The following is a 26,139-nucleotide window of genomic DNA, read 5'->3' on the forward strand; positions in this document are numbered from 1 at the left end:
AGAATCACCTCATTTCCGTATCAGGCTCTTGGAAAAGGCGCAGGTATTCCTCCGCCAATTCCCAGAGCCTGTCTATATCCAGCGTGGGACGGTAGATATCCCAATCCGCTTTTTCCCCGCAGTCAGGAGGCTTTTTCGTGCCGCAGGGCACATCCCAGGAGCGGATGGTGATGGAGTCCACAGGTCCGGTGCGCCGGTTCAGGACCGTCACCTGGATTCCGTCATAATAGCCGCCCCCAGAGGTGAGCGCGGCCTTTGCCAGAGTTTCCACGCCCAGCCGGATGCAGCAGACGCCGCCCAGACAGACAGCGTCCGGGCGGCGTTTGGCGACGGCGTTCCGCAGTTCCTGTCCGAAGGGCATCCGCTGTCCGATCCCATCAAATCCCGATGATGCCCCAGATATAGGAGGGAGCAGTGAGGGTGAAGACCAGGCAGGCGAAGAGAATTACCGGGCCGGTCCACTCGAACTGGCCATGCTTGCGGTAATCAAAGTAAGCCATGCCCAGTTTGGTGAAGAAGGCGATGGCGAGGACCATGTCCAGCGCGGGGAAGACCACGTTCTCCACCACGGTCTTAATCTGGGTCGCGGCGTCGGTCCAGGTACTCTCCACCGCGGAGGCCACATCCCCGGCGGCGAAGGCGGGGGCGCAGCAGAGGGCCGCCACCACCATGGCGGCGGCGAGGATACGGAGCATTTTTTTGAGTTTCATGTTGATTTTCCTCCCTGTATTCAAATCAGATTTACAGAAGAGGAGCCGCCCTTGACAGGCGGCTCCCCATTCAGCATGGATGGATCGGCTCAATAGCCGGTGCGGGGCAGGGGCTTGGCGGGCTTGTAGACCCTGGTGACCCATCTGCTGGTGGCCATGATCCACTGACCGTTGTACACGCCGCCTACATCCGCCTGGTTGACGAACTGGGTCCCTCCGGTGAGCCAGGACACCACATTGCAGTATACCTTGGGTGACTCCACCTGCCGGAAATTGCCGGGTACGATGCCGAAGGAAACCATAAACTCGGTGACGTACTCGTTGGAGGCCAGTCCCAGCGCGGCGGGGGAGGCGTCCAGCACATGGTTCTGCATGGTGCTCAGGTTGTCGTACATGGTGCGGTACTCGCCGTTGAGATTGGTCTTGAACACAATCTTGTAATTCCCCTGCACGTTGTAGGTACCGGTGACGATCTTGTCCAGCCGCACCGCCTGGACGGGCAGGGTGTCCCGCCAGTAGAAGCTGGTGAGCGCGGTGGTGGAATTGTTGGCGATGTTAGAGAAATCATAGCGGATCTGCTGGCCGGGCATGACCTCGGTGTAGCCGGTCTTCTTGATGGAGACGTTGGTGTATAGGGCTTTGTTGGTCATGGCCGTCTTGACGATCTGGCCGGCGTGCTCGATCTCCACCTCAATGGGCGTCTTATCCAGGCCATAGAACTCAGCGGCCTTGGACTCCACCACCTTGTACCGGCCCAGGGGCAGGGGCTTGGACACGGCTACACCATTTTTATCGGTACGGATGGTATCCACCAGATTGCCGGTGCGGTAGTGGTAGATCTCGAACTCGGTACCAGGGATAGGCGTACCGGCGGGCCAGCCGTTCATGGAGTTGTAGTCCTCAGAGGTCTTGGTGATCTGGATCTGCCCGGTGATGGCGGTGTTCTCCCAGGTGATCTCGGTAGTGGTCCCATCAGTGACATAGACCGTCTTCAGCTGGGTATCCACCAGATAACCGTCATTCTCCAACTCCCGCAGGTAGTAGCGGCCAGAGCCGGGCAGGTCGTCGATATGGACGTAGCCCTTGTCATCGCTGCTGTACTGCCCGATGGGATTCTTGTTGGCGTCATAGAGGAGGAAGGTCACCCCGTAGATGCCCTGCTTGGTAACGCTGTCGACCTTGTGAATCAGGATGCCGCTGACTGCCCGATTGGTGACGGTGACTGTGGTGGCTTTGCCGTCCCGGACGGTGAAATAGGTGGGGGTGGCGTCCAGCTCGAAGCCCTTGCCGGCCTCAATCTCCACCGCGTAGTAGTCCCCGGCATCCAGATCCAGGTGGGCGCGGCCCTGCTTGTCGGTGGTAATGGTGTCCACCAAGCCGCCATCCATGCGGCGGATCTCAAAGGTGGTGTTGGGGATTCGCTGGCTCTTGTCAGCCTCGTTGACCTTGATCAGCTCCAGCCCGCCCACAGGCGTGTTGTAGAATTTCAAAGTCTGAGCGTCTCCTACCTTGATCTGGATGGACTTGGGGGTGGTGTCCAGCAGGTAGCCGTCCAGGGTGCGGATCTCCTTGGCGATGATGGTCTTGCCGGGTTCCAGGCCCTCGATCACGATCCGGCCATTCTCGTCGGTGGTGTACTCGCCGTTGGCGCTGCCCAGCACCTGCCCGTTGGATTCGGTGACCAGGAAGGTCACGCCCTTCAGAGGGGTGGTGGTGCCGGTGATGTACTTCTCAATGACCAGCCGGGTCTTGGGGTCATTCTCGAACACCAAATCGTTGCCGCCATTGGTTCCGCCGCCCACATTGGCCGTGCCGCCGGGGGCGACGTTGGTGGTTCCGCCCACGGTGCCGCTGTTCACGGAATTGGAGCCATTTTTCACAATAATCGTCTGAGGGGTAGTGTCCAGCACATAACCGCTGGGGACTTTACTCTCGCTGACCACCACAGTGCTGCCGGGAACAAGGCCCGTTACAACGACAGTCCCATCCTTGCCGGTGGTGTAGCGGCCCAAAATCGTCCCGTTACCGTCCTTGACCGTGAACTCAGTGCCGGGAACAGGCTTGCCGGTGACGGAGTCCAGCTTGGTAAGGGTCAGGCTGCACAGGGGTTCATTCAGGAAGGTGAGGGTCTGGGTGTCCAGGGGGTTGACGGTGACCGTCTGGGTCTGGGTACTCTGGTCAATGATATAGCCGGGGGCGGGCTTGGTCTCCTTGACCACCACGGTCCCGGTGACACCGTTGATGCGGATTTCGCCCTTATCATCGGTGGTGTAGAGGCCGTTGCTGCTCAGGTGGCCGTTGTCGTTATCAACGTATCCGCCGTTGGCGTAGGTGAGCTGGAACTGCGCGCCGGAAATGAGCGCGCCGCTCACACTGTCTTTCTTCTGGATGACCAGGGTTCCGGCCCGCTTGTTCCAGAAGGTCAACTGCTGCACTTCGCCGCCCTTGATGAGAATATCCTGGGGCGTTCCATCCAGCACGAAGCCCTCCACGGTCTTGATCTCCCGCACCTTCACGGTGGTACCGGGTTCGATGCCCTCCAGCACGATCTCGCCGGCCTTGTCTGTGTAATAGATCCCATCGTCCGGACCGACAGCGCCGCCGTTACCGTCCACAACCTTAAAGGCCACGCCGGACAGCGGCTCGTTCTCAGTGCCCTCGATAAATTTACGGATAATCAGCGTAGTGCCGGGTTCATCGTCAAAGATCAGGGTATTGGCCACACCGCTGCGCACCACAATATTCTTGGGAGTCTCGTCCAAAATGTACCCGTTGGGGGCCTTTTTCTCGGAGACGACCACAGTGGAATTGGGAGCCAGCCCGGTGATGGTGACAGTACCGTCTGTGCCGGTGGTGTAGAGGCCGTTGTTGGGGCCGATCACATGGCCGGAGCTGTCCCGCACCATAAACTCCGCGCCCCGCAGGGGCTTTTTGGTCACCGCGTCCCGCTTCAGGATGGTCAGGGTGCAGAGGGGATCATCGTAAAACCGGATGGTCTGGGTGTCTCCGGCGTTGACCACGACCGTCTGGGGCGTGGGGTCCTTGCGGTAATTGTCCGGTGCTTTTTCTTCAGACACCACATAAGTGCCGGGGAGCAGCTTGGACAGAACGATCTGACCATTTTGGTCGGTGGTGTAGAGTCCGTTGGAGGAGGTCATCCCCTCGTTGTCCGGGGTCAGCTCCCCGTTGGCGGTCATCACCTTGAACTGCGCCCCAGCCAGGGGCTGACGGGTCACGCTGTCATACTTCTCGATGATCAAACCACCCTTGCGGGTGTTTTTGATCACCACAGTCTGGGTGTCTCCGCCCTGCCCGATGACCACGTTGGTGGAGGGCGTGTCGATGACGTACCCGCCGTCCGGGGCCTTGATTTCGTTGATCACATAAGCGCCGGGGGCCAGATTGGTGATCTTGATTTCACCCTGAGCGTCGGTGGTGAAGATGCCGTTCTGTGTCAGGGTAGACGAGCCAATGACGCCATCCAGGCCCACCTCGCAGCCGGCGGCTGTTGTGATACGGAACTCAGCGCCGGGAAGCACCTCATCGGTCTGGCTGTCCCGCTTTTGGATGATCAGGCTGCCTTTCGGCTGATTTTTGAAGGTAAGAGACACCGTTTTGCCCGCCTGGATCTGGATGGTCTGGCTCTGGGTATCCAGGATGAAGCCAGCGGGGGCGCGGACCTCGGTGACTACCACGCTCTTTCCCGGCTTCAGTCCGGGGATGCGGATCTCCCCGTTCTCATCGGAGCGGTAGATGCCGTTGGAGTCGCCGATCAGGGTCCCGTCCGCGTACATGACCTTGAACTCGGCGTTCTGGAGGGTCACGCTGGGGTTGGTGGCGCAGACCTTCCGAATAAGCAGGATGCCGTCCGGGGCGTTGTCGAAGGAGACGGTGACCACATTCTGTTCACCCTTGTCGGAGATGTAGACGGTTTCCGAAGCATTGATAATGGAGTAGCCGTCCGCCGGGTCAATTTCCTCCACGATGTAGGTGCCGGCAGTCAGGCCGGTCCAGATGGCGGTCCCGTTTTTCCCGGTCACCTTCGTACCGATGACCGTGCCGCCAGTGCCGGAAGTGCCGCCCAAAAAGCGGAGCTGGAAGGTGCAGCCGGGTAGGGCCTCGTGGGTCACACTGTCATACTTCTCCACAACAATGGCGTTTAACGGCTCATTGAAAAAAGTGAGCGTCTTGCTCTCGCCGCCGTGGAGGATCACCTTCTGAGTGAGGGGTTCCTTCATCTGGAAACCGGGAGCAGGCTCCACCTCGGTGACGGTGTATTCTCCGGGGTACAGCTTCTTTCCTTTCTCGTGGAGCTTGATCTGGCCGCTGGCGTCGGTGACGAAGATACCGAAGTCCATGGAGGCGGGAGCGCCCGCGGCCTCGCCGTTGGACGTATACGTCACACGGAACTTGGCCCCCTCAATGGGAGCGCCGGCCACGCTGTCATCCTTGAAGATGGTCAGCTCCGGGGTCTTGTGGTTGCGGAACACCACCGTTTTCTCATCGCCAGGGTTCAGGGAGATGGTCTGCACCCGGTCGGCGTCCTTGTCCGGCAGGTAGTAGGGGGCGGGGACGGATTTCTCCGTGATGCGGTAGGTTCCGGGATCAACACGGAGGGCAACAGTGCCGTCCGGCCCGGTTCTCCAATCATCCTTGTAATCGCTGTCGATCCCCTCCACGGTGAGGACAGTGCCGGGAACAGGCACTCCGGTATCGGCGTCAATCTTGGAGAGGGTCAGCAGGGGCTTCTTGCTGTTTTTGAAGATCAGGGTCTTTTCATCGCCGCCGTTCAGACTGATGGTCTGGGTCCGGTCGGCCTCGTCCTCCGGCAGACAGTAGGGGTCCGGGACGGACTTCTCCGTGACCCGGTAGCTGCCGGGGGCGACGCGCAGAGTGGCGAAGCCGTCCGCCTCGGTGGTCACATCCTGGCGGTAGTCGCTGTCGATGCCCTCCACGGTGAACACAGTGCCGGGAATGGGGGTGTTGGACCCCTGCTCTACCTTGGAAATTTTCAGGACAGGCTGCTTCAGGTTGTCAAAGACCAGCTCCTTGCTGTCTCCGGCCCCCAGCCAGATCGTCTGGGTGGGTTCGTCTCCCACCACATAGGGATCAGGGACGGACTTTTCCGTCACCTCGTAGCTGTCCACAGGAATATTGGAGAGGACCGCCCTGCCGTCCGGCCCGGTGGTCACATCGTTGTGGTAGCCGTAATGGATGCCGCGGATTTCAAAATGGGTGTTGGGGATCACATCCCCGGTCTGCGCGTCCCGCTTGAGAATGGTGAGGCTTGGCAGCCGTTTGTCGGAGGCCGTCACAGTCACCGTTCCGCCGCCGTTGACAGTTGCCTGATCCACATGGGCGATCACCGGCTCGGTAAGGGTGGCCCAGGGAGCCGGTACGGACACCTCCACGAAAGCGTACATCCCCTCGGTCACATCGGTGACGGTGATGGAGCCGTCTGCCTTGGTCTCCTCTGTGCCGATGATCTGACCGTCACGCACAATGTTAAAAACAGCACCGGGGAGGGGATTGCCGCTGTCGTCCAGCTTGATGAGCCTGACCTTTACCTTGGCGTCGTTCTCGAAAACCAGGGCCACGTCAGTTTTGCCGTCCCATACAAAGGTCTGCTTGGTCTTATTCACATCGGGGCTTTTGGTGTAGCCCTCCGGGGGAGTGACCTCCTCGGCGGTGTAACTGCCCAGGGGCATATCCTTCCAAGGCACGTCCGTCAGATAGCCGCCCGCGCCGGTGACATAGGTCCCGGTGAAGTCGTTGTCCACGCCCTCGATTTTAATGACCGCCCCAGCGAGGCCCCTGGTGGGATCGTCCGCGTCCACCTTGCGGATACTGCCCTCGCCGGTGATTTCAGGCGTGTCCGTAAAGGTGACGGTCACAGTTTTATCGTTGCCGCTGGGCAGAACAACATACTGAGGCCCAGGATTGTCGATCTCATAACCCTCCGGGGCTTCCAATTCCGTCACGGCGTAGGTGCCCGCTTCCAGCTTGGATACGGTAACAGTGCCGTCGCTGCCTGTCACCACTTCCTTGGAGTAGGCACCATTTTCGGAGGCTACCTTGAACCGCGCCCCCGACAGGCCCTTGTTGGGATTCGTGCTGTCTACCTTTTTGATGATCAGATCATACAGCTCACGGGTCACGGTCAGTTCACCGATCATGATGGCCTGCACATCATTTGCCGGATGGTAGCTGGAGCCGGGACCGGCATATGCGTATTCATAAACGGCGCAGTCGCCCCATACGCCCTGCGCGCCCAGGTCGAGGATATACTGCGCCCGGTCCCGGAACGATCTGCCGTCCATAGTCTCGTCAATACTGGAATAATTGGTGTGTTCCAGATTGTTGTAGACGCACAGCAGTTCCTCAGCGCAGGCAACCACGGGGTCGGACAGCAGACCGGCCTTGTAGCGCCAGACGATGGCCTGGGTCCAGGAGTTCATCGTCCATGCGTAGTTGCTGTCCCACACATCATCTACACCCAAAGCCTTGGCTTGATCAGTAAAGACGCCGGTGGAGTGGGCGTAGAAGTACGCCATCATGGTTTTGACGGTGGGGTCGTTGACCGGCTTGGGACTCCCCCAGGTGTGGCCCTCCAGTGACCAGCCCATGCCCTTGCCCTTCTCGGCACAGAAGCCCATGGTGCTCTTTCCGTTAAGTCCAAAGTGCATCTGGTGCAGATGGCAGGTACCCAGAGCCGGGGACTCATACTTGACCCCATTGTGGGTGCAGTCGTCCATCTTGATGGTGTCTGGCGTGGCGGCGAGGGCTGTGCCGGGGAGCAGGCCCAGCACGCAGACCAGGGCCAGCAGAGCCGCGATCAGGCGGGTTCGGGGAAAATAGAACTTTTTCATAGCTTGTCAGCCTCCTTTTTGACAGAAAACGGCCCTCCAGCTTGCGCTGGAAGGCCGTTTTGGTTTTATTTTCGCTTACGCATAAAAATTGACGCTGTTTGGGATTCCGACGAACATGTAGCAGTAGGTGATGCCGTCGTACTGGGTCACACCCACGCCGATGCAGTCGCATCTTGAGTCGATCATGGTCTCGAAGTGACCGGGAGAGTTGATCCAGTTGTCGACGGCGCGCCGGGCGGCGTCGTCTGTGCCGGTGAACACGGTGAGGTTGTCACCGAAACCGTAGGGGTAGCCGGCGTCAGCGGCGGCTTGGCCCTCCTCTGCGGCGTGATGCCAGGTGTAGCGCCGGTCGGAGCAGGCTTGGGCGGCGGTCATCAGGGCCTCGCTGACCGGCAGCTCCGACACGCCGTTGGCCTTGCGGGTCTGGTTGATCAGCCGGATCATCTCCTGCCGAATCTCCAGGTTGTCCGTCAGGCTGGCGCTGTCCATGCTGGCGGGAGCTTCCGGCGCGGCGGGGGCGGCGGAGCCGATCGTCAGCGTCATGCTCCCGCATTCCCCGGCGCTGTTGGATGCGGTGATCTCCGCAGTCCCCGCCCCCTTTGCGACAGCCACCCAGAAGGTCAGCACCTGCTCCACCGCTACCGTGTCCGGGTCGCTGGAGGTGACGGTGTAGTCGGTCCCGCTGGGGCCGATGATCAGGCCGCTTCGCTCTCCCGTCTCCAGGGTACTGCCCTTGTAGCTGCTCACCCGGATGGGTTCGTCGGGCGCTTCCGCTGCCGTGGCGGGGACGGTGAGCCCAATGGTGAGGGTGGCTGCCGTCAGTGAGGCGGCAATGCGTTTTTTCATGCTGGTCATACTTTTTCCTCCTGTATTCCGTATTTTGTGGTGCTTTTGCAAGCAATACAATATCGGAATGGAGACCAAAAGTCGAGAAGAAAATGCAATCCAAAATGGAGAAACGAGCGGGTGAAAACGAAGCATATTAGCTAATTTCCACACCCTGGACGCACCACCGCTGGTCACGCTGGTCACGGACACAGGTATAAAGCGTGATCATGTTGGTGGTGGAGGCGGCGAGGGCACTGCGGTCTGTCTCACTCACCTTGGAGACACTGGTCACCTCATAGGTTCGGGTCCCCAGCCGTGTGGTCAGGGAGATGGTATCGCCCACCTCCAGCGTGTGGATCTCCCCGAAGTGGTTGTTCACGCCCCGATTGTGGGCCGCCAGCGCCACGTTTCCATCCCAGATAGAGGTGTCCTCAAAGTGTCCCGCGCCCTTCTTCAGCGCGGCGCTGTCCGTACCCTGGTAGATCTTGACGCTCAGGCCAATGGCGGGGATCTTCAGCGTGCCCAAGTGTCCTCCGGAATAATAGAGATCGTCCGTTACCGCCGTGTAGCCGCCGGAGGCACTGCCGGGGTTGGTCACTGTCACCGAGGACGAGCCGGGGACATAGACGGAGCCGCTGCCGGAATCCGTTCCCATACTGCCGCCCATGGCGGGAGGCTGGATGACACCGGCGCTGCCGTTGATAATGGCTCCGGAGGTGGGCTGATAGCCGGGAGCCAGATTGGGAGTGAGGGGCGTGCCGGTGTGCAGGGTGTCGGCGCTGTAGCTGCCGAAGGCGGGCGGGGCGAGAGCGGCGTTCTTACTCACATCCTCATTCTTCATAGCGCCGCCGCCAGGGGTATGCACCACCTCGATGGACGTGGCCTTGCCGTACTCCGGGTCGCCAGTGCCGTCAATCGTGTACTCCAGAGGTTCCGCGGCATAGGCGGTCGCCATCGTGGAGGCCATCATGCACAGAGCCAGGAGGAGCATGGTCAGTTTCTTCTTCATCACATTCACCAGTCCTTTCTGATTACGGGTTTGGAATTATGCATCCTCATCGCCGCCCTCGGCCAGCTCACTGCGCCGTTTGAGGAACAGGGCGATCCCGATGCCGCCGCCAGCCGCGGCGATGAGGCCCAGAGGCGCCAGCAGGAGCGGCCAGTTGAAGCTGGCGGCGGGGGCCGGATCGGTTGCCTCCAGACCGTCGCCCACAGGCTCCACAGGCTGGAGGGGCGTCCCCTCGAAAATTGCCACATACCGGGTCTTGTTCAGGGCGATTCTGCTGACTGTCCCAGTGTAGTCGGCGGTGACGGTATAGCCTTTGACATAGCTGCTGGTGGCGCTGCCGGTGTAGGTGGCCACGGCGGTGTAGCGGTCGCCCAGGGCGTAGCCGTCCAGACTTCCCGTGTTGTCCGTCTGCCAGCTGACGTCCTGGAGGGTCAGAGTGCGCCCGCCGTCCTGGATGGTCTTGGGGATGTACTGGGTGTCCTGTCCCGCCAGATTGGGATAGGTCCGGGTGGCGGAGACCTGCTTGGTGGAGCTGCCGTAGCCGGCCACCTCCACCTGCACCGTATCCAGCCGCAGGGTCAGCGTCCCGGCGAGGCCGTCGTCGGTGATGAACGCCTTCTCCTGGGGCAGCAGGGCCAGCACAGAGGCCATATCCTTGTTTTTACTGTCCAGCGTCACCGTCTCGGTGTGCTGGCGGCTCTCATGCTCCGGAAGTTCCTGCTTGAGCAGATCCACCAGGGTGTAGTGGTATCCGTCCTGCTCGAAGTCCGAGCGGGGGATGCCGGTGGGATCGTCCTCCGGGGACAGATCGTAGAACTTGCGGATCTCAGTTCCGTCCTCACTCTGGGTGACAGAGCTGGGGTAGCAGACCACATCGTCGCAAAGTCCGCTCTGCTCCGTTTCCGCCTGACGGCGAAAACTATGCTCGCTCCCTTGCTCCTCTGTTCCCCATGCGACCCGCGTTGCTGGGCTCGCATGGGGTACCCCCGCCCACTCCGCCGCGTAAGCGGCGGGAGCAAGGGCCATGGTCAGCGCCAATGCCAGGGCGCAGACTGTGGTCAGTTTCTTCATAGTCGTTTCCTCCTCTACATTTTCATTTCCGGGGCGGGCGGAGCATCCTGGCTCTGGCCCTCCTGCTGGCGCTGGGGGATCTGAGCCAGAGTCTGCTGATAGGCGTCCAGCACTGCCTGATGGAACTGCTGGTGGAACTCCTTCGTACAGGGAAAGCAGATGTCCTTGTAGCCGTCCCTGCCCTTGTAGCTGGGCATGGAGACGAAGGGGCCGTTGCTGCCCTCCACCACCTTGACGCCCCGGATAGCGAAGCACCCGTTCAGGTTAACGGAGGCGTCCGCCAGGACGGGACCGCTGGCGTGGAGGGAGTGGATTTTCACATCCACCTGCATGGGGAGGGTCTCCCGCTGAGATGTGAGGGTCGGGTCAGGGGCCTGTTTCATTGTCGGTTCCTCCTCAAAAATTTTTGGTAAAATGGAATTACTCCATGGTCATGCCGCCCATGGCGGGCCCGGTGTCCTGTTCCTGCTGGGGAGTGCGAAGCTCCTCCAGCTTCTCCCGCGCCCAGTCCGGCAGATACTTCTCATCCAGAACGCCAGCGAAGTCGGAGCGGTTCCAGCGGGTCTTTTCGCCGTCGCCCAGGCAGGTGGCGTAGACCGCCTGACCTCTGGCGTGGGGAGAACAGCCAAAGCCGCCTTCCGCCAGCCAGAGCATATTGCGGGGGTCCCAGCAGCTCTCCCGGAGCGTGTCGGGACGCATCACCAGCACTTTGCCCTTGTAGTTCTGCTCCAGCGGGTTACCGGCACAGTGTTCCAGGCCGAACAGCCCCAGCGCCTGGTATGCGTCCCCGGCCTGTCCGATGAACGACTCCAGCAGTGCCGCGGCGGTATCCACCGCATAGTAGCGGTTATACTTGCCGTCCGGGGGAACGAAGGTTTTCCTGCCCCACTGGTAGGTCTCATCGCTGACCAGATACTTGCAGACCGACTTATGGAACTCTTGCAGGGAGTTGGCGAGGACAAAGTTCACCCGCTTGAAGCCGAACTGTTCCAGCACAGACTGGGCGCAGCCCTCGGCCAGCAACTCGTCCGCCTCATTGAAATAATCCCGGACCGCCTGCTCAATGGCTCTGGCGCAGTCCACATTCACCTGAAAGCTGTCCTCGTGCATCTGCGTCTGCCTCAGACGGCGGGCGTCGGCGCGGGAGTAGGGGTACAGATAGGGAAAATCAGCCGCCATAGACGGTATCCTCCGCGATCAGATGCTCCTCCAGCCTGCCCAGGCAGGCGCCCACCACCATGAAGGTCTCCAGCAGATCCGCCGGAAGGTCCCGCAGGTCATAGCGGTGTTCCGCCGCCAGAACCGTGATGGTGTGGGCCTCCTCGTCCACCTCGGCGCACAGCTTGGCCCCATCGGGGATGCCGGCGGCCTCCCGCAGATACTCGTTCACCTGAACGGCTTCCTCCTCGAAGTCGTTGTAGGGGCAGCTGTCCTTATCACAGTCCTCACAGGGGCCGCAGACCTCCGACAGGTGGTGGAGCAGCTGGGCCGACGTGCTCGTGAGCTGTTGGACAACGGCCAGCAGCTCCGGCGCGCTCATCCGCCCTTTCAGCACCAGCATGGCCCCATCCAGGGTGTGGTACTCCACCTTGTCGCCGGCGTTGAACCCGGCCAGCCGTGCGGCGGTCACCGGGAGCAGGAGTCCCTTGGGGGTGATCTCTTTGATGAATTTCATGTGATATTCCTCCGATTTCTGATTAAATTTCCTGTCCGAAATCAAACAGGTTCAGCTGTGTGGCGGCACGCTGCCGCTCGGTCATGTCATAGTTGGCGATGAACACCTCGGCAAACTGGCAGTTGGGGTCGTACCGCTGCTTGATGTTGTTCAGCCGGGTGACCGCCTCGATCTGGATGCCGGGGGCATCGTACAGCTCCCGGACAAAGGCGTCGTCGTTGTAGGAGAGCAGGAACTTCCCCTCAATGGACAGAAGGGCGTCCCGCAGACGGATGTGGTCCTTCTCTGTGAATCCGTCCTCCCCGATGTTCTGGTAGTACCCCTCGGTGGCGTGGTAGGGGGGATCACAGTAAAAGAGGCTCACCGGGCGGTCATACTGCCGGATGAGCTTCTCAAAGTCCTTGTTCTCCACCACCACATCCTTCAGACGCCGGTGGGCCTGCTCGATGAGCGGGAAGTTAGCCCGCATATCGTGGGGCTGGCTGCCGTAGCTGGTGAGGGCCGAGGCGTAGCTGTAGCGGATGATCTGATAGAACCAGGACGCTCTTTGCACATCGCTGGCGGGGCTGCGCCCCAGGGCGTCCTCTCTTTGCCCTTCGGGCAAATTCACCTTATCCCGCGCCAGCGCCTGTTTGATCAGTTCGAAGTCCTCACGGGAATTGAGGACATACCGCAGGGAGTCGATCAGCTCCTCATGCCGGTCCCGGACGCAGCGGTACAGGTTGGCGAGGAGGCTGTTGAAGTCGTTGTAGACCTCAAAATCCCTGCCGGGGGGCTTGTGGAACAGCACCCAGCCGCCGCCCCCGAACACCTCGATGTATCGCTCATAGGACAGCGGGAACCGTCGCACGATCTCCTCCCGCAGCGCCTTTTTGCCCCCCACCCAGCTCATGAAGCTGTTCAAGGGCTGTCACCTCCCGGGATACGGAATTGGGCGGTATCGAACTTCTCCAGCGACCGGTTCAGGCCCCGGATGGCGGCGGCAATGCCGCTGATCCGGTGAGTCATGTGGGCGATGGTGGCGCGCACCTCCTGCTCCGCGGCGGCATAAAAGTAGCCGTTGGAGCTGCTGGCGATGGGGATGCCCCTGCGCCAGAGCCGGTTGACCGCGTCCCGCAGTTCCTTGCCACGGACGGAGAAGATCCGCTCCAGTTCCCGGCTGGTAGCGGCGCCGCCCTCGCCCAGATGGTACTGCCGCAGATATTCGGCCAGCTGTTTATCCTCCATGATTCCTCCTTTCCGGGGCCGTTTTTCCGAAAAAGAGCACAAGCGGGAACCCCACGGGAGCCCACGAAGCGGGTCCCGTGGGGAGAGGAGAAGCAGCGGAATGAGCGAGCTTTCGGGCCTCGCCCGGAAGCGAGGGATATGGAGCTTGCGACGACGAAGGAGCCGCTTGTCCCTTTCGGTAAAACGGCCCCTTGATGCTGATATTGTTATTGACTTGATTGTCTGGCATAGGCTGTGCCCATGGAACACCACTCCTTTCCGCTGGCGGTCCAGTCACTGCATGGTCATGCCCTGCTCAGGTGAGTACCTGGCTGGGCGTTTGTATGGTTTCCACTCTCCGGGTGTGGACAGGATCGGTCCACATCTCCTGGAAACCCGCCGCGATGGACTCACAGGCTCCAAGCCCGCTGTCCAACGCTTCCTGATTGATTTCGGAGAACTGGTCTGCCAAGTCAATGATATAGTTCTCCAGCCCGATAATAATATTTTCTTTCCTGCCCTCACTCAGTTCCGGCATATCTACTCCGTTTTGGGCGGCGGATACCGCATCATCAAAGAGGGCGCCATAGTGTTCTTCCCGCACCACTGGATCATCGTCCTCTTCGAAGGGGTCAGGCCAAAACGCCGCAAGACCGCAGATAAAATCCCGCAGGGCAGGGAGTTGTTCACCGCTGCCATGAGCGGCGAGACAGGCCCCATGTCCGATGAGTCCGTGCAGACAAAGCCGGATCTCCTTGAACCGCGCGTGATAGAACTCATCTGAAAAGTTCCAGCCCTTGAGTTTTTTCGGAGGGATATTTCCGGCAATACAGGCCAGCGCGGGACAGGACTGGAGTTTTCTTGAGAGCGGCGATCCGGGGTTTCGCATGTGCCCCATGATAAAATGCCGCACACGGGGCTTTCCAGGCTCGATCAGTAACAATTTACCTCTTCCTTTCACTGCATGGTCATGCCCTGCTCAGGCGGGGACATGGCCTCATTCCTGTGGACGTACAGTCCGGTGCTGCCGGATGTGTAGATGCTCTCGAACTCGTGGGTCAGGGCGGCGTAGGCGGTGAAGTCGACGCAGCGGTCGATCACCTTTTTGTCCAGGCCCTTCTCCAACAGTTCTTTCTCTGCCTTCTCCCGGAAGCTGCCGATCTCTACGAACTCATAGCTGTCCAGGCGGCCGGCGATCTCCACCGCCTCCTCCAGACTGGCACAGTCCTCCGATTCCATCGCCGCCTGGAGCTGCCGGAGGCCGCATTCGCCGCGCCCGGCCAGAGCCTCCGCAATGGCGGCTCTGGCTGCGGCAGCATCCTCCGGGGCGGCCTGGCTGGACATCTTCTCCAGCATGGGGACGGCTTTCAGCACATCCTGCTGGGCCGGGGCAGTAAGATCACGGACAAATTCCTTGCCGTTGCGCGTCAGATAGCCGGTTTCACTGCCGGTCTCCATGTATCCGGACCTCTCCAGCAGATCTTCCGCATAGGCGTCCAGATCAATATTGCCGGACCGGATCAGTTCTTCCGACACACCACAGGAGCGGAGGTTGTTTACAGCAAACTCCTTTATTCTGCTGCTTGGTATCCACTCATAGCAGTGGAGGTTTTGTGAGATGTCCAGGGCAAATTTCAGAGTACGGCAGTCTTCATACTCCAAAGCGGCGGCAAACTTGTCCAGCCAGTGCGCTTTGCCCTGGCCCTGCTCAGCCAGAACATAGCCGAGATTATCCCCATCCCGAACCAGATCGGTAATGCTGGAATACTGCTTCGTAAGGTCTCCGGCCTCGGGGAGAATGCACCGGGCTTCCAGCAGAGTGCAGTCCTCCAGAGACTTGACCCGCAGCTCGTCCAGTGCCAGCACGACCTCGTCCGCGTCCTCCACCATTTTGCCGTCATATCCCGGCAGCCGGAGCCACACGCCCTCGGGGACCGCAGGGGAGGCCAGCTTCAGCTTGACGCTCCAATCACTGTCCTCCGGCAAAAACGCATTTTTTCCGGAGTAAGCTGGTTCTGCTGCCCTTTTCGGATACTCCACATAATAGCCTCCGATGAACAGTCCGGGGTGCTCATCCTCAAACTCCTGCCCGATGTGATCAAAATCCACATAGGGCAGGACGTCCTCCGGCAGGCTGGCCGCTCCTTTCTGGCTGTACTTGCCCAAATCCTCATAGCTCCCAGCCGGATGGAGCGTGCAGTCGGGCAGGCTCAAAATACTGTTGATGGCGTCAGCCGCCTTTTCGGGCGGATACCCCATCGAGACGGCGGCGAGGGCATAACTCTCCCAGACGCTCAACGTCTCCAGCCGCTCCTTCAGCCACTCCTGTTCCTGGGGCGTACCGGGCAGTTCCAGGAATTCTTTGAAATCATTCATCATCACATCATCTCCATTCCGCCCTGCTGAGGGCTTTCTTCCATACCCTGGACAGGCTGTCCAGCGTCATCGCAAAGTCCGTTCACCTCCGTTTCCGCCTGAAGGCGAAAACTCCGTTCACTCCCTTGCTCTTCCGCTCCCCACATGACCCGCTCCGCTGGGCTCATGTGGGGACCCCGTGGCTCAATCAGGCCATAGGGAGTCAGAACGCCGCCGCACTTTTCGATCAGCGCCTGTCCGTACTGGTATAGATTCAGGTGTGGGGCGAGTGTCGCCGCGTCCGGCTCACAGAGGATAAGAGAAAGCTCCCCCTTCGCCACTTCGATGGGGGAGCTGTACTGGGGGGAGAAGACATAGTTGTCCAGCGAGTCCATGAGCGCCCCGGCGCTCAGGATGTCCTTGCAATCTGTGGCTTCCAGCAGGGCCTTGTAAGCGGTCAGGGCCTTCGGCTCCAGACCTGCCAGTCTGCGGGCCAGCAGGTCCACAGTTTCCATTCCAGCGGTCAGACCGATGAGTGACGGCGCGGTGCAGTCCACACAGCGCACCGGCTCCGTCCCCATGGGAGCGTTGGCCGGGTATGGGAACTCCACCCGGTTTCCGTCAAATGTCTCAGCCAGGATGGTGTACGCGGGCTTTTTCGGCGTGAGATCCAAGGTTTTGTAAATCTGACGCGGTTCGCTGTGCCGCTCCACATAGCCGAAGCCGGTAAATGTACTGCCCTCCGCCTCCCGATGATTCTTCCCAATCTGCGCGTAGTCCAGCAGTTCAAGCGCGGCATCCGGAATGGCGTCTGTTTCCGGGATAAACCCGTTCTCCACAAGGAACCTGCCCAACTCCTCATCGGTCACAGCATCCTCCACCACATGGCAGCAGTCCCCGCTGTGGGCATAGTCGATCAGGCTGCCAATGGGGATCGTTTCCACGCCTTTCTGAATATCCATGCAGACCAGCCCCTCGAAGACGGCCATACCTCGCGTGTCCAGCTCTGCCAGCCGCTTGGCCAGGGCATTGAGCGGGAAGATGTCTGTCTCCTGAATGCGCTCGTTCAAGTAGTCGTATTCCTCGACAGCATGGAACTCCAGATATGGGTGCTTTCCGTCCTCCAGCCGGAGCTGTTCCATCGCGTCGAGAAGTTCGTAATCCGTGGCTGGCAGATCCAGCTCCACTTCCTGATAGGCTCCGTTGGGGCTGCTGAATGTGCGGATATGGAATACCTTATCCAAGAGTCATCCCTCCCATCGGCGCTCCAGCCTCCATATCAGTGGGGGACTGGAGGGTCTGCTCATAGGTCCTGGGATCAGCGGCAGGGCAGTCCCAGCCATGCATAGACCCGGCCTCCATTGCCAGCCGCTGGGCGCCGGTGACGCCGAGACGCTGGTTGTTGTAGTCCGCCAGCTCCCGGTTCTGGGCGGGGACGCCGGTATCCCAGTCCGAGGGGTAATAGCCGCTCTCGCCCCGTTTGATACAGATGAGCGCCCCAGTGCTTGGCAGGACGGAAAAGCACAGTTCCGGCAGTCCCTCCGCCAACTTCTGTTCAGAAGCCGCTTTTTTCATCAGCGCCTGTTCCTGGATGTGGTGCCTGGGATCAGCAGCGGGGGAGTCCCAGCCACGCAGGCAGCCTCCCAGCATGGCCTGCTCTTGAGCCTTGCTGATTCCGCGGCATTGATTGCGGTAGTCCGCTATGTGCCGGTTCAGACCGGGTTTCTCACTGCTGTTCTCCGACACCTGATAGCCGGCGCCTCTGGTAATGCAGATCAGGGAGTCATCCTCCGGCAGGACAGAGAAGCACATATCCGGGAGCCGCTCAGAGAAGTGGGGATCGAAGCGGTCCTGCTCCGGCATGATGCTCCAGTTCTTGCTCTGCCACAGGTGGACATACAGCTCACAGCCATCTCCGATGCCAATATCACGCTGCTCAAAGCCCTCGCCCCAGCCATCAGACATCTGCCCGCTCAGATAATCAGTCAAAGTGTCCAGTTCCACAGGGGTCAGCGCTTCTGCTGCCTTGCACTCCACTACCGCCCAGAGCCGGCCTTCCCGTTCCTCTGTAGTGAAGAGAGCAGAGCGGACCTTGCGATCCACGGCATCATCTTTGCCGTACCAGTGCATAATGCCGCGCTCCGCTTCTTCCGGCATCCGTTCCCGGATCAGGGCGGCCAGGATGCTGTCCGCGTAGTGGCGAAGATCCCGCCCGTCCAAAGGAGTACCATCCTCATCCATTCCGCCGTATTCATCGGGTTCAAAGAGTTCCGCGGTCATGGGGGCGTACAGCTTCAGCGTCTGGAGGGGCGGGGGCAGGACAGAGAAGCTGTCCGCCCCCAGCACCAGGTTCAGGCTGCGGCCACTGTCCCAGTTCACCAGAAAGTGGCCGGCGTCGTCGATGCCCTTCAGCGTCCCCATGCTCCCCGGCTCCACCGGGTGGGGGTCGTCTTTCATCTCGCGGAGCTTGATCCGGCTGCCCACTGGAAACTGTTCCCGCAGAAAATCCAGCCATTCTTTTGGTATCCGGTCCATTTACATTCCCTCCATTTTTATATCAGTTTGCGGCCCGTTCCTCTGCGGGGGCCCGCCCTCACGCGCCTTTTGAATGTCCGGACAGTCGGAGAACCAAATTGTGTGATGAGACTTCAGATGGAACTCCACAGCGCCCGGTTCCAGGTATTTTTCGCACAGGCGAGGAAAATACGCCTCGATCTCATCCCATTCGTAAGGATAGTTGACACCTTCGCCATAGACGATATCTTTTTTTAACGCGGCTGTCAGTGCTTTGTATGCGTCCGGGTCTGTGTTTTCATAGGCGTCCTTGCCGGTCAAATGCTTCATCGTTTCGTTTCCAGTGTAGAGTAATTCCTCAAACTGGCAGCCTCCATAGGCTTCCACATCTGCCAGAGAGTCCGGATCAGCCAACGCCGCCATGTAGACCTCCTCGCCCTGGGCGATGAGCCATGCCCGGAAGTCGATGAAGCCGTCGTCTGAGCAGCCGTTTTCACACATCAGCGAGGCGGCGGTCCACAGTCCGTATTGATACGATAGATTCAGGTATCCGTTCAGAATGTCGTGGAAGTCCTGTGTCTGCTGGGGGCCGCGGGCAATGAGCTGCCCGGCCAGCCACTGGCTGGATGCGTCCATATTCTGACCGCATTCTTTCTTTGCTCCGGCGATCAGCTCCCAGAAATCGGACTTGCTCATTTCCATCCCCGGCTGCGCCGGATACCACTGTTTCTTCAGGCCTCCCGCAAGGCTGTCGCATTCCGCTGCCCACTGTTCCAGCTCCTCATCGTTGGCCCGCATCTCCTGGGCGTAGAGTTCCAAGCCGCTGAGGATATTCTGTCTGGTCTGTTCACTCAGCTCAGGCGCGCCGCCGGAGTCTCTGGCGGCGGATACCGCCTGATCGAATGTACTGCCGATTTGCTCCACCATCTCCCGGTATCCCTTGGGTGTGTCATCCTCAGCCAATCCCCAGAACTCAGCCATATCTGTGAGCAGTCTGCGGAATGTGGGCAGCTGTTCTTCCTGACCCTGTGCGGCAAGCCGGGCGGCGTGTTCCGTCAGGCCAGCGATGCACTGGCGCATCGTGTTTTTATATGCCTGATACTGCGGCTCCATCTGAGCGAGAAGTTCATCGACGGTATAGCCGCGGGTGTTTTCGCCCTGGGCCGGCGATGTCTGTTCTCTGTTATCCAAGCTGCATTCCTCCCATTTCAATACGTTCCGCCATATCCTCAGCCTGGATAGGCGGAGCCTCGTAAAGCGTCTTTTTTCCGTAGGTGATTCGGATGATGTCCTCCGCGCAGTAATCGGCGCTGCGGCCAAACAGCCGCTCAAACTCACGGCGGTCCTGTGCGGGGATATCATAGGTGCTGTAATAATTCCTATGGCCTGTCAGGGAGTTTGCCGCCGTCTTGAAAGTCAGTTCCTTGCCATCTTTCTCAACCGTAACGGTCACCGTTTTAGCGCCGCTGGCTTTTAACGCCTCTGTGATGGCTTTCATTCGATGGATGGGATTTTCGGTATCCTGCATCAGCGCCTGATATTCCGCTAACAGAGCGTCATCTTTCAGAAATTGCAGGAGAAATTTCTCCTGGTTTATTTTTATATATTGCTCCGCCTCTGTCTCAATGAAGCCCTCCGGGTCCTGGAGCCAGGCCATAAAAGCGGCCTCCGGCAGTTCATTCAGAATATAGTCGCTGTGGAACTGCCCATCTGGCGCCTGGTTGGCAAAAATTTGGCAGATTACCGTTTCTTTGGCGCCGTAGTCCTGATAATACTGAAGATCGCGCTTCGCTTGTCCGCTGGAGACTATCTGTGTGGGGAGGTTGCTACGGTCATTCGCGATGATCTCCTCCACGCGCTGATTGATTTTGGCGCATATTTCATCCACCATAGAGGGGATGGCCCTGGCCGCAAACGGGGCCTGCCCGTCTATAAGAATAGTTGACAGGCCCTTCGTCAGATACAGTGTCTTTTTTCCGATGTCGTGTACACCGCAAAACGTCAGGCCGTTTTTCCAGGAGATACAGCCATCTGCTTCCACGGCAGTCTGGTACAGATAGTCAACCGGCTTTTTTTCGATTTTGAGGAGCATCGTGACGGCTTTCTCATCCGTACAGATTGTCAAAGGCGCGTTTCCCCAGTCCAGCCACCGCTGGAAATCATTGCGGGAAACCGTACATTGAACAAGGTCTTTCATCAGCTCATACCCTCCATTGCCGGCGCTGTCTGCTGGGAGCGATCAGCGTCCATCTGCCACTCTGACCGCAGCTGTCTTTGCAGAGACACACATTCCTCGATCCAGTCATCCAGTTCGCCGTCGATTTCCAACTCCTGACGGTGAATTTCCAATGCGATTAAAATATCATTTTTGGCGCTGTCTGGCAGCGCGGGAGCCTGACCGGATCTCCGCGCGGCTGACACGGCCTGGTCAAATGATTCTCTGTACCGCCGTTCCAGCTGGATGGAGGTTTCTTTATCCGCGTAGGCGCCTCCATCCAAGCCCCAGAATGGCACCAATTTCAGAATAATCTCCCGCAGTTTTGTGATATCTTCCTCCTGATGGAGCGCCGCCCGCTGTGCGGCGACTGTAGTCAGACCGGCAACACATCTTCGGATGTACTCCTCATACGCCTGATAGGTCGGCTCAATCAGTTTCAGAAACTCATCCAGATTATAAGAAGATTGGGGGGCTCCGCGGCCAAGCCATTGTTTCAGCGCAGCTTTGGGGTAAAAAATCCGATCTGATTCACTCATCAGCCTATACCCCCATCGTCATGCCGGTACCACCGTAGTCCTCGATCTGGCGGGGATTCTCCTCACCATACAGGTCGCAGAGCATATCGTCCACGGCTTTGCGGACCTCCGGGTCATCGGTCAGGGTTTCACAGCGGAAGCCGGTGGCGGCGTGGCAGGGCAGTTCCTCACGGACAGTCTGGAGGTACTTCTGCGGATCGGTATAGTTCCACCGTTCCCCACTGGCGAAGGTGACCCGCCCGACAGCCGGGCTTTCGTCCAGTACCTGCCGGAGATGGGCGGCAGCCTCCGCCACCACCGGGTCATCCTTGAATTCGTCCATCCTCAGCCGGTCCTCTGACAGCCACTCCCGGCCATCCCAATGGATGGCCAGATCCACCGCGGCGATGCCGTCCTTGGTGACCCCCAGCCGCTTGTCCTCGCAGTCAAGACCGGCGTATAACTGCATGGCCCCCTCCAGCGGGAGCTGGTGGGTCACTTGCCGCTCAGGCGTGTTGATGTGTTCGATCACATACCACTCATAGCTATGGGGGAGTGTGGGATCGGCGGCGTCTCTGAGCGCCTGGAGTCCTTTTTCCGTCAGACCCATCTGCTGGGCCTGCTTGTCGAAGCAGCTGAGATAGCACTGATAGTCGCCCTCTATGGGATTGCAACGCAGGCGGTAGAGATACCGTCCCGTCTCCAGCGTGAAGCCGTAGTTCTGGCAGCAGGAGCCGCCGGCAATGGCGCCCTTACTGCCATAGCAGTACCGCCGCATGGAGGGGAGGTCTTTCAGGACTCCCTTGCGAAGATCGTTCACCACCTTGTCCAGCTCATCCCGGAACTCCTGGGTGTTCAGCTCTTCGGGGCCTCTGGGCCACCAGGTATGGTAGAAACCCTCGCGTCCCTTGTGTCCGAAGTCGATGCGGACATGGCCGATGGCCCCCAGCTCCTCATCCTTCTCCGGCGTCTGAGCATAAAAAAGCCCCGCATCCTCGGGGGATGCGGGGCACAGCTGATGGCGGACAGGCGTTTCAGGGCAGCGGATCTTTTCCTCAGCACAGAACTCCGCCAAGCAGGGATTTGTACCGGTCATCTGGAACATATCCTTGACCAGCCGGAACTGGGAATGGGCTTTTTTCAGCGGCAGATAGGAGAGGATCGAACCGGTATGGTTTTCCTCCGCCATATCCACCAGTGCGTGGGGTTCGTCCGGATGCCGGACTGTACCCCGCAAGTCGTAGCAGTACCAGCCCTGGGGTACATCCTCGCGGGGGATGGGCGTGGCACTGAACAGCACTGAGGCCCCGAACAGGCGGGCGCCCAGCATTTTGTCCTTGTAAATATTGATTTGCAACGGTTTCACTCCCTTTCGTTTTTGGTCAGCAACAATAGATACCACAACTCCCGGCGAAAGTCTACAAAAACTTTTTACATCATCGCCTGCCCAATCTCCGGTGCGGGAGGGAAAGGCTTGCTCAGACGGCGCGCCAGACCGAACTCCGTCCGCCGGACGCCGTCCTCTGCCATGGAGTCCTCGCCCAGACGGGAAAAATCCATATACCCGTCGATGGTATCAATGACTTCATCGTCAGCCCCAGTGCGGCGGAGTACCTGCTTCCCGTACTCATCCATATCCTCCGGGACCCGCTCGTAGTCATCCCGGTCCATGGCGATGCTGACGGCTTCCGTGAAGGCACCCGGCTGTTCCACCTCCAGAACAGCGCAGAACTTCATCAGTTCCCCGTCCTCCTGCTCCATCTCCTGAAGGCACAGCGCCAGCGTATTGGCGTCTTCCACAGTGATTGTATCCAGCGGGAGGAGGCCGTCCAGATACGGAGAGGAGAACTTGACGGCGGTGATTTCGGCCTGGGCGAAGTCCTCCACGTCCAGCGCCCTTTTTGCCTGCTCCAGCCGCTCGTCCGAGGCGGGAAAGCTGAGGGGAAATGTACCCTTTGCTGTGGAAAGCGTCAGGCGGAGGACGCCCTGCTCTTCCAAGACCTGCTCCATAGCGCCTGACTGAATCCCGGTGTAGCTGTCGGCCAGGAACTCTCCCTCATGGCTGTTACAGTAGTCGATGCCGATGGAGCGATAGTCCAGGTAGGGCCGCAGAGTCTCCGGTACCTTATCCTCCAGACGGTCATGCTCCACCAGCCATCTGCCCAGCTCCTGGTGGGAGGTCACACCTGGAATGACCTCGTAGCAATCCAGGCTGGCCGGTTTGATATGGGCGGCGATCCGAAGCACATCGTCCAGACTCTGTTGAGACTCCGGGTTCAGAGACTTGGACAGATGGTAGTGTTCCGCCGCGTTCATCCCGTCTATTGTCTCCGCCAGCTGGTTCAGCTTCTGGAGCGTGGAATCGCTGTCCAGCCTGGTTTGCTGGAGATGCCAGTTGAGTGCGGGGACGGAACTGTCAGCGTTCAATACCGTGGGTGCGATATTGGGTTGGCCCGCCGCACGAATTTCATCAACTTTCCGTTTGAATTCATCCGGCGGCACCGGCAGTTTCAACTGTTCAAGTACCCTGCCGCTGGATATATTCAGCTTTAACATGATAGACCTCCCATCTGCTGGTCCGGCTCTTGCGCAGGAGGAAAGGGCTTACTCAGCCGGCGCACCAGACCGAACCCGGTTTGCCGAACGCCGTCCTCATCCATCATCTCACTGCCCAGCCGGTCAAAATCAGTGCAGCCTTCTATGGCCTCCAGAACTTCGTCGTTTGCACCCATGCGGCGCAGGGCCTGACGGCCATACTCCCGTTCGCTGTCGGAGATCAGCTCATAGTCGTCGATGTCGATGGCCATATCAAGGGCCTCGGTGAAGGTGGACGGTTCTTCCACCTCCAGAGCGGCGCAGTATTTTATGATCTCGCCGTCTTTTTTAAGGCGCTGGAGACAGAGAGCCATCTCATTGGCGTCCTCTACAGTGATACTGTCCATAGGGATCAGCCGGTTCAAATAGGGCGCTGTATATTCGGCGCTGGCGATCACCGCTTGAGCAAAGTCCTCGATTCTCAGGGACTCCTTTGCCTGTCCCAGCTGCTTCTCGGAGGCGGGGAGGACAAGGGGATAACTCTGTTCTGAGGCTGTGAGTGTCAAAAGCATGGCTTTTGGCGTCTCCTCCTGCACTGGCGATTCCTCACGGCGTTTGACAAGGCCATGGGGCGTGTATATCCCTCCAAGGGCATCCCGCTGCTCCGCGCCGATCTTACTGTAATCCAAGTAAGGCCGGGCCTCATCGGGGAAGGAGAATTTTCCGGTCATGAACGCCGTGTCCACCAGAAAGCGGCCCAGATCCTCGTCTGTCTTAATTTTAGGGAATATCTCATAACGGTCCAGGCTGTTTGCGACATGAACCGCAAAGTCCAGATCGCCGGTACATTCCAGTTCCAGCGCCCCGGAAAAGAGGCGCTGTTCCTCCTGTGTCATACCGTTGATTCTGGCGTCCAGGGTGTTCAGCTTCTCAATGTCAGCCCCGCTCTCCAGATCGGCGTGCTGGACATACGGATAGAGGTTGGGGATGGGGCTGTTCACACCGCTGATGCTGATTTCCGCAGGCTCATCCTCAAAGCCTGCGATCAGGCTAAAGATCGTGCTTGCCGCCTCATCACGGGTAGTGGGGATATCGAGCGCAATACCGTAACTCCGGCACTCCAGGTAAAGAATCATTGCGCCACCCCTCCCATCCGGAGTCCCTGTTCCCGCTGATGCTTCTCTGCGGGGTCCTCCATCATCAGCTCCTCCAGCGGCATTGTGCCCTGGTACACCACATAGCCGCATTCGTTGAACTGCCCGCCTTCCTGCCGGAGCTGCTGTTCACCGTAGCGGCGGTAGTCGTAGAAGCCCTCCAGGTTTTCGTCGTAGTCGAAATGACCGGACTCCCGGATCATGTGCCTGCCGTATTCCTCCGGGGTTTGGAGGCCGGGGACAAAGTCAAACAGGTCCAGGTTTTCCGCCAGCTGGCGGACGGCCATCATGTCTCCAGCCTCCGCAAACAGCACTACCGCATTCAGCTTCTCCATATCCGCCTCCTTCAGCGGCTCGATAGCCTGGCACATCCGGTTTAGGGCCGGGAGATCGCTGCCGCTCAGGTGGTCCAGTTCCAGCGCATTCACAACTTTTTCCGGCAACTCGTCCCAGTCGATGCGCATCTTAGCATCGTGCAGTGTGGTGACGCCGACACGGAGCAGCGTCCGCTCGATCTGGTGTTCCGAAGCGGGAAGGTACAGATATTCCGGATTGCTCCCCTCCACAAGACCCCGTTTTGGCGTGATCTCCAACACCAGCAGGCTGTGATCGTATAGATATGAGGGGAACTGGTGTCCGTTGTAGACCGGTTCCAGCTTCATGCCGTTGTCGTAGGCCACACCGTAAGGGGTGATGACTCCTCTACCGCCGTTAATCAGCTGGAGGGCGGCTTCTTTGCCATTCACTGCCTGGTATTGGTCTATCGGCATTGCGCCGCCGTTCAGTGTCATTGTGTGGTCTTTCCCGATCTGCTCCAAATCAGAGAAATCCGTGATAACCGTTGTCTGTTGACAACAGTACGTCAGGTTAATAAAGTCCTTGATTTCGGACAGCCCCAGCTTGTGAGCCATAGCCTGGAACTGACTGACCTCGCCGGCGCAGAAGCCGTCCAGCCGTTTCGCCAGGTAGTCCAGCTGATCGATATTGACCAGCGTACCCACCAGGGTGTTCAGCACGCTGTACCGGCTGTTTACTTCATCCACAGTGCAGTCCCGGTTGACGGAAAAGCCCAGGTCAATTGCCTGGAGCATCTCAATGGTCTTATCGTACTGGTCAACGGGAATGGGAAAGGGGATAGTGATCTGATCGCATTCCGGACGTCGGGGGTTGCTCAAAACCGCTTGGATCACATAACTCATACGCCGCCGCCCTCCTCAAAGCCCTCTTTCATCTCCCACTCACGCTGCCTCGGCTTGGTGGGCCGGTTGCAGGGCAGCTTCTTCTGGGGCCTCTTTTTCCGGGTGTCAATGCGGGTAGACGGCGATCTGGACGGGTCCATCATCATCCGCTCACCCCGCCAGGCGGGTATCGCCCATGAAATATCGTGCCATATTCTTCTGTCCTCCTGTTTTGGTATTTCCAATCCCTGAAAAGAGGACAAAACGAAAAAAGGCGCTGCCCTTTTTTCAGGGAAACGGCC

Annotated in this window: 23 protein-coding genes; all 23 read right to left on the bottom strand. The window is 59.3% G+C overall.

Annotation, left to right across the window (positions count from 1 at the left end; genetic code table 11):
* Nucleotides 1-4: 4 nt before the first annotated feature.
* On the bottom strand, nt 5-361 hold the full coding sequence (locus tag D1646_RS11205; RefSeq protein WP_160636539.1) for a hypothetical protein: 357 nt from the start codon (nt 359-361) through the stop codon (nt 5-7).
* A gap of 16 nt (nt 362-377) precedes the next feature.
* The gene (locus D1646_RS11210; RefSeq protein WP_160636540.1) at nt 378-710 is read right to left on the bottom strand and encodes a DUF3852 domain-containing protein; all 333 of its coding nucleotides are present in this window, start codon (nt 708-710) and stop codon (nt 378-380) included.
* 89 nt (nt 711-799) lie between these two features.
* Nucleotides 800-7,579: a SpaA isopeptide-forming pilin-related protein gene (locus tag D1646_RS11215; protein WP_160636541.1), complete on the bottom strand. Its 6,780-nt coding sequence runs from the start codon at nt 7,577-7,579 to the stop codon at nt 800-802.
* Between the two features lie 75 nt (nt 7,580-7,654).
* A complete protein-coding gene (locus D1646_RS11220; RefSeq protein WP_160636542.1) occupies nt 7,655-8,434 on the bottom strand; it encodes a CAP domain-containing protein in 780 nt (259 codons plus the stop codon).
* A 127-nt stretch (nt 8,435-8,561) separates the two neighbouring features.
* Nucleotides 8,562-9,416: a class D sortase gene (locus tag D1646_RS11225; RefSeq protein ID WP_160636565.1), complete on the bottom strand. Its 855-nt coding sequence runs from the start codon at nt 9,414-9,416 to the stop codon at nt 8,562-8,564.
* A gap of 36 nt (nt 9,417-9,452) precedes the next feature.
* Complete coding sequence (locus tag D1646_RS11230) at nt 9,453-10,487, bottom strand: cell wall anchor protein (protein ID WP_160636543.1); 1,035 nt, start codon at nt 10,485-10,487, stop codon at nt 9,453-9,455.
* Nucleotides 10,488-10,501: 14 nt separating this feature from the next.
* On the bottom strand, nt 10,502-10,870 hold the full coding sequence (locus D1646_RS11235) for a SpoVG family protein (protein WP_016323227.1): 369 nt from the start codon (nt 10,868-10,870) through the stop codon (nt 10,502-10,504).
* A 37-nt stretch (nt 10,871-10,907) separates the two neighbouring features.
* On the bottom strand, nt 10,908-11,666 hold the full coding sequence (locus D1646_RS11240; RefSeq protein ID WP_160636544.1) for a DUF3849 domain-containing protein: 759 nt from the start codon (nt 11,664-11,666) through the stop codon (nt 10,908-10,910).
* The gene (locus tag D1646_RS11245; protein WP_160636545.1) at nt 11,656-12,162 is read right to left on the bottom strand and encodes a hypothetical protein; all 507 of its coding nucleotides are present in this window, start codon (nt 12,160-12,162) and stop codon (nt 11,656-11,658) included. The genes D1646_RS11240 and D1646_RS11245 overlap by 11 nt, the downstream gene beginning before the upstream one ends.
* 22 nt (nt 12,163-12,184) lie before the next feature.
* Nucleotides 12,185-13,054, bottom strand: a complete 870-nt coding sequence (locus D1646_RS11250; protein WP_160636566.1) for a DNA adenine methylase — start codon at nt 13,052-13,054, stop codon at nt 12,185-12,187.
* Nucleotides 13,055-13,062: 8 nt separating this feature from the next.
* Nucleotides 13,063-13,389 carry a hypothetical protein gene (locus D1646_RS11255; RefSeq protein ID WP_160636546.1) on the bottom strand — a complete coding sequence of 109 codons (327 nt, stop codon included), beginning with the start codon at nt 13,387-13,389 and terminating at the stop codon, nt 13,063-13,065.
* Between the two features lie 295 nt (nt 13,390-13,684).
* Nucleotides 13,685-14,311 carry a hypothetical protein gene (locus D1646_RS11260; protein ID WP_160636547.1) on the bottom strand — a complete coding sequence of 209 codons (627 nt, stop codon included), beginning with the start codon at nt 14,309-14,311 and terminating at the stop codon, nt 13,685-13,687.
* Between the two features lie 14 nt (nt 14,312-14,325).
* Nucleotides 14,326-15,747 carry a hypothetical protein gene (locus D1646_RS11265; RefSeq protein ID WP_160636548.1) on the bottom strand — a complete coding sequence of 474 codons (1,422 nt, stop codon included), beginning with the start codon at nt 15,745-15,747 and terminating at the stop codon, nt 14,326-14,328.
* Nucleotides 15,747-16,967 (bottom strand): antirestriction protein ArdA, encoded by a 1,221-nt coding sequence (locus D1646_RS22705; RefSeq protein WP_201754645.1) that lies wholly within the window; start codon nt 16,965-16,967, stop codon nt 15,747-15,749. The genes D1646_RS11265 and D1646_RS22705 overlap by 1 nt, the downstream gene beginning before the upstream one ends.
* Nucleotides 16,960-18,258: a DUF4314 domain-containing protein gene (locus tag D1646_RS11275; RefSeq protein ID WP_160636549.1), complete on the bottom strand. Its 1,299-nt coding sequence runs from the start codon at nt 18,256-18,258 to the stop codon at nt 16,960-16,962. The genes D1646_RS22705 and D1646_RS11275 overlap by 8 nt, the downstream gene beginning before the upstream one ends.
* On the bottom strand, nt 18,259-19,428 hold the full coding sequence (locus tag D1646_RS11280) for a DUF4240 domain-containing protein (RefSeq protein WP_160636550.1): 1,170 nt from the start codon (nt 19,426-19,428) through the stop codon (nt 18,259-18,261).
* The gene (locus D1646_RS11285; RefSeq protein ID WP_243154134.1) at nt 19,421-20,434 is read right to left on the bottom strand and encodes a hypothetical protein; all 1,014 of its coding nucleotides are present in this window, start codon (nt 20,432-20,434) and stop codon (nt 19,421-19,423) included. The genes D1646_RS11280 and D1646_RS11285 overlap by 8 nt, the downstream gene beginning before the upstream one ends.
* Nucleotides 20,434-20,991 (bottom strand): hypothetical protein, encoded by a 558-nt coding sequence (locus D1646_RS11290; protein WP_160636551.1) that lies wholly within the window; start codon nt 20,989-20,991, stop codon nt 20,434-20,436. Before D1646_RS11290 ends, D1646_RS11285 begins: the two co-directional genes overlap by 1 nt.
* Before the next feature lie 4 nt (nt 20,992-20,995).
* Nucleotides 20,996-22,327, bottom strand: coding sequence for an LPD28 domain-containing protein (locus tag D1646_RS23245; RefSeq protein ID WP_243154135.1), 1,332 nt, complete (start codon nt 22,325-22,327; stop codon nt 20,996-20,998).
* Nucleotides 22,328-22,401: 74 nt separating this feature from the next.
* Entirely contained in the window at nt 22,402-23,526 is a 1,125-nt protein-coding gene (locus tag D1646_RS11305) for an antirestriction protein ArdA (protein ID WP_160636552.1), read from the bottom strand.
* Nucleotides 23,520-24,641: a DUF6329 domain-containing protein gene (locus D1646_RS11310; protein ID WP_160636553.1), complete on the bottom strand. Its 1,122-nt coding sequence runs from the start codon at nt 24,639-24,641 to the stop codon at nt 23,520-23,522. The genes D1646_RS11305 and D1646_RS11310 overlap by 7 nt, the downstream gene beginning before the upstream one ends.
* Nucleotides 24,638-25,858: an antirestriction protein ArdA gene (locus tag D1646_RS11315; protein ID WP_160636554.1), complete on the bottom strand. Its 1,221-nt coding sequence runs from the start codon at nt 25,856-25,858 to the stop codon at nt 24,638-24,640. The genes D1646_RS11310 and D1646_RS11315 overlap by 4 nt, the downstream gene beginning before the upstream one ends.
* Nucleotides 25,855-26,004 (bottom strand): hypothetical protein, encoded by a 150-nt coding sequence (locus tag D1646_RS11320; RefSeq protein ID WP_243154136.1) that lies wholly within the window; start codon nt 26,002-26,004, stop codon nt 25,855-25,857. The genes D1646_RS11315 and D1646_RS11320 overlap by 4 nt, the downstream gene beginning before the upstream one ends.
* Between the last annotated feature and the right edge of the window lie 135 nt (nt 26,005-26,139).

Source organism: Pseudoflavonifractor sp. 60 (assembly GCF_009911645.1).
In the GTDB taxonomy this organism is placed as follows: Bacteria; Bacillota; Clostridia; order Oscillospirales; family Oscillospiraceae; genus Lawsonibacter.